This is a genomic window from Microcoleus sp. PH2017_09_SFU_O_A (assembly GCF_020738625.1).
Taxonomy (GTDB): Bacteria; Cyanobacteriota; Cyanobacteriia; order Cyanobacteriales; family Microcoleaceae; genus Microcoleus.
Genome location: NZ_JAEQCF010000047.1, coordinates 71,062 through 78,008, shown reverse-complemented (window position 1 = coordinate 78,008; position 6,947 = coordinate 71,062). Strand labels below are relative to the sequence as shown.

At 46.4% G+C, this 6,947-nt stretch carries 8 protein-coding genes; all 8 read right to left on the bottom strand.

Features of this window, described 5'->3' with window-relative positions; translation table 11 throughout:
* Nucleotides 1-649: 649 nt before the first annotated feature.
* Nucleotides 650-826, bottom strand: coding sequence for a hypothetical protein (locus JGK16_RS18370; RefSeq protein ID WP_194010918.1), 177 nt, complete (start codon nucleotides 824-826; stop codon nucleotides 650-652).
* 624 nt (nucleotides 827-1,450) lie between these two features.
* On the bottom strand, nucleotides 1,451-1,927 hold the full coding sequence (locus JGK16_RS18365; protein WP_293181953.1) for an SH3 domain-containing protein: 477 nt from the start codon (nucleotides 1,925-1,927) through the stop codon (nucleotides 1,451-1,453).
* Nucleotides 1,924-2,205: a hypothetical protein gene (locus tag JGK16_RS18360; protein ID WP_293203321.1), complete on the bottom strand. Its 282-nt coding sequence runs from the start codon at nucleotides 2,203-2,205 to the stop codon at nucleotides 1,924-1,926. Before JGK16_RS18360 ends, JGK16_RS18365 begins: the two co-directional genes overlap by 4 nt.
* Before the next feature lie 121 nt (nucleotides 2,206-2,326).
* Entirely contained in the window at nucleotides 2,327-3,835 is a 1,509-nt protein-coding gene (locus JGK16_RS18355; RefSeq protein WP_293181951.1) for an AAA family ATPase, read from the bottom strand.
* A gap of 175 nt (nucleotides 3,836-4,010) precedes the next feature.
* A complete protein-coding gene (locus JGK16_RS18350) occupies nucleotides 4,011-4,214 on the bottom strand; it encodes a hypothetical protein (RefSeq protein WP_293203319.1) in 204 nt (67 codons plus the stop codon).
* A gap of 11 nt (nucleotides 4,215-4,225) precedes the next feature.
* The gene (locus tag JGK16_RS18345) at nucleotides 4,226-4,744 is read right to left on the bottom strand and encodes a YceD family protein (RefSeq protein WP_293191704.1); all 519 of its coding nucleotides are present in this window, start codon (nucleotides 4,742-4,744) and stop codon (nucleotides 4,226-4,228) included.
* A gap of 251 nt (nucleotides 4,745-4,995) precedes the next feature.
* Entirely contained in the window at nucleotides 4,996-5,469 is a 474-nt protein-coding gene (locus JGK16_RS18340; RefSeq protein ID WP_293181947.1) for a R3H domain-containing nucleic acid-binding protein, read from the bottom strand.
* Between the two features lie 8 nt (nucleotides 5,470-5,477).
* The gene (gene yidC / locus JGK16_RS18335; protein ID WP_293191702.1) at nucleotides 5,478-6,626 is read right to left on the bottom strand and encodes a membrane protein insertase YidC; all 1,149 of its coding nucleotides are present in this window, start codon (nucleotides 6,624-6,626) and stop codon (nucleotides 5,478-5,480) included.
* Nucleotides 6,627-6,947 lie beyond the last annotated feature (321 nt).

Sequence of the window (6,947 nt, the reverse complement as noted above, 5' to 3'; positions counted from 1 at the left end):
CTTGAAGGAGTCAGTAGAGGCGCTTTGATTTCGCCTTTGAAAGTTCGCATTTGGACTCTTCAAGAATCCCCGTCCCGGAGCGGGCTGGGGAGTATCAAGATCGACTAAAAATCCCCACCCTTGCTAGTTGCAAACAGAATGAGGATTTTATTGGTTAACTAATTTTTGACACTCCCCGGCATGAATGCGCGGGGATTCTTGGTTCACCGATACACCTTTAAATTGCCTATCCTTTCGGCATTACTTAAACCAAAAACCCGTTCAATAGAACTAAGTTTCGAGCCTAACTTAGACAACCCCAGAGGGCTTACCTCCCCAAGCTTTAAGAGATTTCTCTCTTTGTTGACCTATGCCCTACGGTACACTTTTATTAACAAGTTTTTAATTTTTCTGGTAGTGAGCGCGCGTTGGCTATCTCGGCTATGTTTATCGTGGTTTTCGCCATCCACTAAGTATTGTTATTTCCTAGGCAATCGTTTTGGAATTGGTTATCCATTTGTTCTAGCGGGTATTCTACCTATACTAGGTTTTAGTATAGCTTGTTATGAGAGCAATTAGCGGAAACTTTCAAGACAAATTTAGAGAATTAAAGCCGTCCTTCTACGATGGGGCTTTAGACCCACATTTCCGGTAAAAATGGGACATTAAGTTAAATTAGACCGAACCGATCGCAAATTAAAGCTACTCCCGCTGCAAAAACAGTAATTGCTAAGGCTACCAGAGGGTTTTGCCCTCTGCTGACTGCAAAAGAAGTGACCACCCCAGCTCCTAAAGCCGCAGTTACAGCAGCAGTCGCCAAATCTCGATCTGGACGTTTGTCGTACATATTTTTTATGGTTGATAGCTGTCAAGCTGAAAACTTAGATCTTGTTATCTAAGCTACCATTCTTGCCTCTACTGCGGTGACAAAAGCCTACGATTTGCAACTAAGCTTAAAATTTTGCTAAGTTTCTTAACATAACTCTCATTAATAACATAATTTCTACTTATAGCGGTTCTCAAGCGTGGTGAGGTATGCCCACGGAGCCCACGGAGCCCACGGAGCCCACGGAGCCCACGGAGCCCTATGCCGGATAGTACCTCATATGGGAGCTCGAAAGGCTATATGTTATTAATGAGTTTTTCTGTTGAGTTTTAGCTATTGAAACCTTTTCTCTGGTGAGCTTTATGGCAAATTGAGGAGTTTTTCGGGGCGATCGCACCCACAGTCTCAGCATCTCAGATTACAACCCTAAATACCCACGACTCGCACAAAAACCCAAGAAACCGGGTTTCTTGACGAAAAACCTACGCTTTCACCACCAACCCGCGACAAGAAACCCGGTTTCTGAGACTTGGTAATATCGCAAATAAATTTAACTTGACTTATTCCTATAAATATGTATCTCACTATTTGAGGCAAAAGACAGGAAAAAACCAGGCGTTGGTGAACAACCTGCTGCGATCGCTCCTATTCGCCTTCAACTTTTTCAGTATTGCCGCCCTTGACCCAACCTTCGCGATTGCCATCCTCAACTCGAATTCGCTGCCACTCTTTGTCCGGCGAATCTTCCAAAACCACAACTTTTTCCTTATAACCTACACCGCCAATGCGGTTTGAGTCTCGGTTGCCACTATCCCGAAGAATTAAGCCGATCGGCTGAGTTACCAGAGCTCGGTAAGCTCCCGGTTCCAGGGGTTTCTCAGACGCAGCATCGCCAGACGCAGCATCGCTAGACGTAGACACTGGGCTGGCCTTGGCTGTTGACTTCGCCCCAGCACCGGCAATCTGAGCTGCTGTTTTGTCGTTGGGAAAAACAGGTCTGTCGGGCACAGTAGTTAGCTTAGCGGCAAAGTAAAGTGCAGCCGCCACGCTAGCGCCTGCCATCAGCACGATCGCTAGCAGAAAACCCACTAAAAACTTGAAAACGCTATATATACTGTTCATAGGGCGGAAGAGTTGACAGTTGACAGACAGTTGACAGTTGACAGTTGACAGTTGACAGTTGACAGTTGACAGTTGACAGTTGACAGTTGACAGTTGACAGTTGACAGTTGACAGTTGACAGCTTGCGAAAGAGAAGGGTTGACAGTTGACAGTTGACCGAAGGAACAAGGAAGAGCGAATGGGGAAATTTGGGTTCGATGGGATAGACGCTGGGAGGGAAATTTCAGCTTCGGGCGAAGGCCGAATGCTTGGGAGCATCTCAGTTTTACAAGAAGCATTTTTTATTGTAGTGCGAGCGTCCCCGCTCGCGTGCTTATAAACCCACGCGAGTTCTCGACAGCACTATAAATGCAAAACTAAGATGCTCCCGAATGCTTTCTGCACAATGTTTTCGATCGACTATCCTTGAATCCGGCGGCTCAAACTGCCGTATCTCGAAGCAAGGCGAGCTTTACCCGCCGCCGCCCAATCTTGCAAAAATTGGATTTGCTCGCTCGCTGTTCGGGCTAACGGCACCATCTGACTAGCTGATTCTAAAATATCATCTGTGGTAAAGTCTCGATTTTGGCTAAACCCAATGTGCATTGCTTCAATCAAAGTTTGCTCGATTTCGGCTCCTGAAAAATCTGGAGTTTCGTAAGCCAAGCGCTCTAGATCGTAGTTTTTGATGCTGTGCGATCGCAACCGCAACAAATGTACCTCAAAAATCGCCCGCCGTTCCTCCTGACTTGGCAAACCTACAAAAAATATTTCGTCAAACCTGCCTTTTCTCAGCATTTCCGGCGGTAAAGACTGGATGTTGTTCGCCGTGGCGACGACAAACACCGGTGAAGTTTTTTCGCCCAACCAAGTAATAAAAGTTCCGAACACGCGGCTGGTTGTCCCCGAATCGCCTTTACCATCCAATCCCGAAAAAGCTTTGTCAATCTCGTCAATCCACAGCACGCAAGGCGCCAAAGCTTCCGCTAGCTGAATCATTTGTCTGGTGCGCGATTCTGATTCCCCGACTAATCCGGCAAACAAGCGCCCGACATCCAACCGCAGCAAGGGCAAATGCCAGTGGTGAGCGATCGCCTTTGCAGTTAAGGATTTGCCGGTGCCTTGAATTCCGACTAATAACAAGCCTCTGGGATGCGGCAAACCGTATTGGCGGGCGCGATCGGAAAAAGCACCACCGCGCCGCAGCAGCCATTCTTTGAGATTGTCCAAACCGCCGATATCGGAGATGTTTTCGCGGGCTGGGTAAAAATCGAGAATTTGAGTTTGGCGGATGGTTTGGCGTTTTTCTTCTAAAATCAGTTCGGCATCGTCGGGATGCAGTTCGCCTCTGGTGGCGATCGCCTTTGCCAAAACTCGGCGGATTCGTTCGATCGACAATCCTTGACAGGAGCGCACCATTTCATCCAGGAAACGCCCTTCTATGCTTTGTCCGGTAGCACTTAACAGTCTTTCTACCTCAATTTTGATTTCCGCAGCCGCAGGCAGAGGAAACTCCAAAACAGTGATGACTTCGCTGAGGTCTTCCGGGATCGAAGTTATCGGAGATACGATGACTATATTTTTGGGTACAGATTTGAGGAGTCTCGCCAAATTTCGCAACTTCCGAGAAATCGAGACATCTTCTAAAAAGCGCTGAAAGTCTCGCAAAATAAAGATTGCTGGTGCGGATGCCGGCAATTTTTCCAGAAACTCTAAAGCTTGTAGCGGGTTGCGCTTGCCAAAACCCGCATCGTTGGGATTGCCTTGATAGCCATCTACAAAATCCCAGATGTAGACGGCGCGAGAACCCTGTTTTTTGGCGCATTGGGCGATCGCGACTTCGACGCGCTCTTCTTCCCGTGTGGGAATGTAGATTAGGGGGTAGCGCGATCGTAGCAGCAGTTCAAACTCGTCGCTAAAAATAGTCATTTGTCAGTTGTCAGTTGTCAGTTGTCAGTTGTCAGTTGGTAGTTGGTAGGGGCGGTGGATGGTGCGTGCCCGCCCTCAGCAGTCAGCAGTCATTAGTCATTAGTTAGCTGGTGTGATTTTTTTGCCCTGGTTATTGCACAGTTATTCGTTGTTCTCCCAATTCTGAAAAGTATGGCTACATATAGATTGTTGTAGGCGCGATGATGATATCTGTAGGCACAAGGCACACGGCATGGAGCCGTATCCGGCGCGGGTAGCTGGGACTTTTAAATTGGTATAAGAATACAACTGCCAACTGCCAACTGCCAACTGCCAACTGCCAACTGCCAACTGCCAACTGCCAACTGCCAACTGCCAACTGCCAACTGCCAACTGCCAACTGCCTATTGACTAAGGCAATTGCCGTTTAAGTGCCGCCAGAGACGCCCAGCGACTGTCAGAGACTGTTTCTGAACTTTCTGCCTCTTCTGCATCATCCTCATTTAAATCTATTCCCGGACATTCAACATCGCATAGCTGTTTGTGCGGCAGTTCCAAGCACATTTGTTGGTACACCCAATCACTCGGAGAGAAATAGCCTGTGGGAGATAAATTTTCCACTAAATCTTCTAAATCCACTTCAAATTCTCCTGAACTTGCATCAGGATCGCTCACTTTTTCTTCGAGCCAAATTATTTCCGATGATTGGATTTTTAAACGGTGATTGTATTGTTTTAGGCATCTATGACAGCTAAGAGTCACAATTGTTTCAGCTTTCGCCTTCACATCAAGAAAATTACCTTTGTGAGTAACTTGCAGCCGCCCCCGCACGGGAGTCAGAGTTGCTAAATCGGGGATAATTTCTTCAAAATCAATGACCTCTTTCCGCTCGGTTTTTGCGAGTAGGTGAGGGATATAAATTGTCTCCATAATCATCTTTCGCCGTTTTATTATCCTCGTCTCAAGTCACAAGCCAGTCGATTTTAGATTTTAGATTTTAGATTTTAGATTTATTTCACAGATGAATCTGGGAGCTTAAACACGATTCTAAAATTTTCGGATATCTACTTTTGGCATCGGGGCTTGTACTTGTTTTTGGGCGGGTAAAAAGTTAAAAGTCAAAAGGAATAGCTCTTTTTTGGCTTTTTCCTTTTTCCTTTTTTCTTTTTTCCTTGTTACCGTCAGCGCAGTCGCACTACCAAACGCCGATCGGCATCTTGGCCTTGACTGTAAGTTTCTATATCCTCACATTCGCTCAAAAAACTGTGTACTTGACGGCGTTCTGCCGAAGACAGCGATTTGAGTTCAACTTCCCCTCCAGTCGATCGCGCTTGATCTGCTGCGTACTCTGCCATCGATCGCAGTTCTGCTTGTCGGCGGATGCGATAGCCGTTCAGTTCGACTGTATAAGCAATGGGTTCATCTGATTCGTGAGCGATGTTCGCAACTGTGTTGCAGAGGTACTGAATCGCATCTAGTACATTACCGTCTGGGCCGATTAAGATAGCAACTTGTTCGGGTGTCAGATTGCTTTCATCTATTGTCATCCAATAGCAATCATCTTGCTGTTGGCTTACCACTGTTGAGGGAATTGCGGACAGTTTTAGCAATTCTTCTAACCATTGCTGTCCGCGCTGCATTTCTGATTCTTTCATTTTAACAATCAAGCCTTTTTCTTAGAACGGCCCGGCTCAAAGGGAAGTGCATCTAATCCCTGTTCTTTTTTTGTTTTCGCTTCTGCTTCGTCCACAATTTTTTGGAGATTTTCGGGCAGCGGTTCTCTAGACAAAATAAACGATTGAACTGTTTGGAAGATGTTAGCAATCAGCATATACATCAACACGCCGGCGGGCAGCGGGAAGAACAAAAACATCCCCGAAAATATCACTGGCGTCAGTTTGTTGACTGTAGCCTGTTGGGGATTGTCGTTTGGCCCTTGTGCTTGTCCCGAAAGAGTTTGGTTGATATACAAACTGATACCGAAGCCGAGGATCATTACCAAAATATCCCAGTGGATTGTGCCGTCTGGGTCGATCGCGCCCACGCGGCCTAGAGCTTCGATAAACAGGAATCCTTTGTTGGTAGCCAATCCGGGGATTGTGCCTTGAACTGTGGCTTCACCGGTCGCTAAAGCCACGATGTTGCCCTGTTCGTCTACCTTGACGAATTCTTCGCCTTTGATGACTTTCCAACTGGGAACAAAGTCAATTTCGCTCTTATTTTCTGCCACTAGAGCTTGGAGAGGTTTACCGTCTGGGGTCTTAAATTCAACCTTGGTTGTATCGCCGACTCCGAGTTTGTCACCTGCTGGAATCACGCCCACAACTGGAGCGTGAAATGTACCCGTCACGTAAATATTTTGTGGTGGCGTAGCAAAGGCTTGCGGTTGAACAGTTTCGATTTGTTCTTTCGGCAAAACTTGGACGTTGACGCTGTAATTTACGTCAGAAAAAGGCGAACCCCTCAGCGTTGCAAACAGTGCAAACAGCACCGGCATTTGCAGCACCAACGGGAAGCATCCTGCTAGAGGATTGCCAAATTCTTTGTATACTTTGCTCATTTCCTCCTGCTGTTTGGCAGGATTTTCTTTATACAGTTTTTGAATTTGATCTACTCGCTCTTTCATCAACGGCTGCGCTACTTTCATGCGCCGCATATTGCGAAGAGAGCCTGCATTTAGAGGATAGAGAGCAAAGCGAATCACGAGCGTCAGAGCTACGATCGCTAAACCGTAGCTTGGCACGATCCCGTAGAAAAAATCTAGGATCGGCAGCATTAGGTTGTTGGAGAGAAACGAGATACCAAAATCCATTCGCTTTGAGTTAATTTAGGTGCTCTTAGTTTACTGTTGAGAACTATTTTTACCCGCTGAATGCGGGCCGTCTCAACTTTTAGGCTTTTGTCTCTATCTTAGGACATTGCCTGTCGATCGACCGCCCGCTACCAGATTTTTGTAATGACTAAAGCCAATACTCGCGCTGACTTCACCCAAAAAACGCACGCAAACGCCCGACAATCGTCATAAATATCCCCAAATTTTAGACTAAGAGTTCAACCTGGCAGATTCATCTGTGGAGTAAATCTCAAATCGAAAAATGGAAAATCGACAGATTTCGCCTTCAAATCAGGGTAA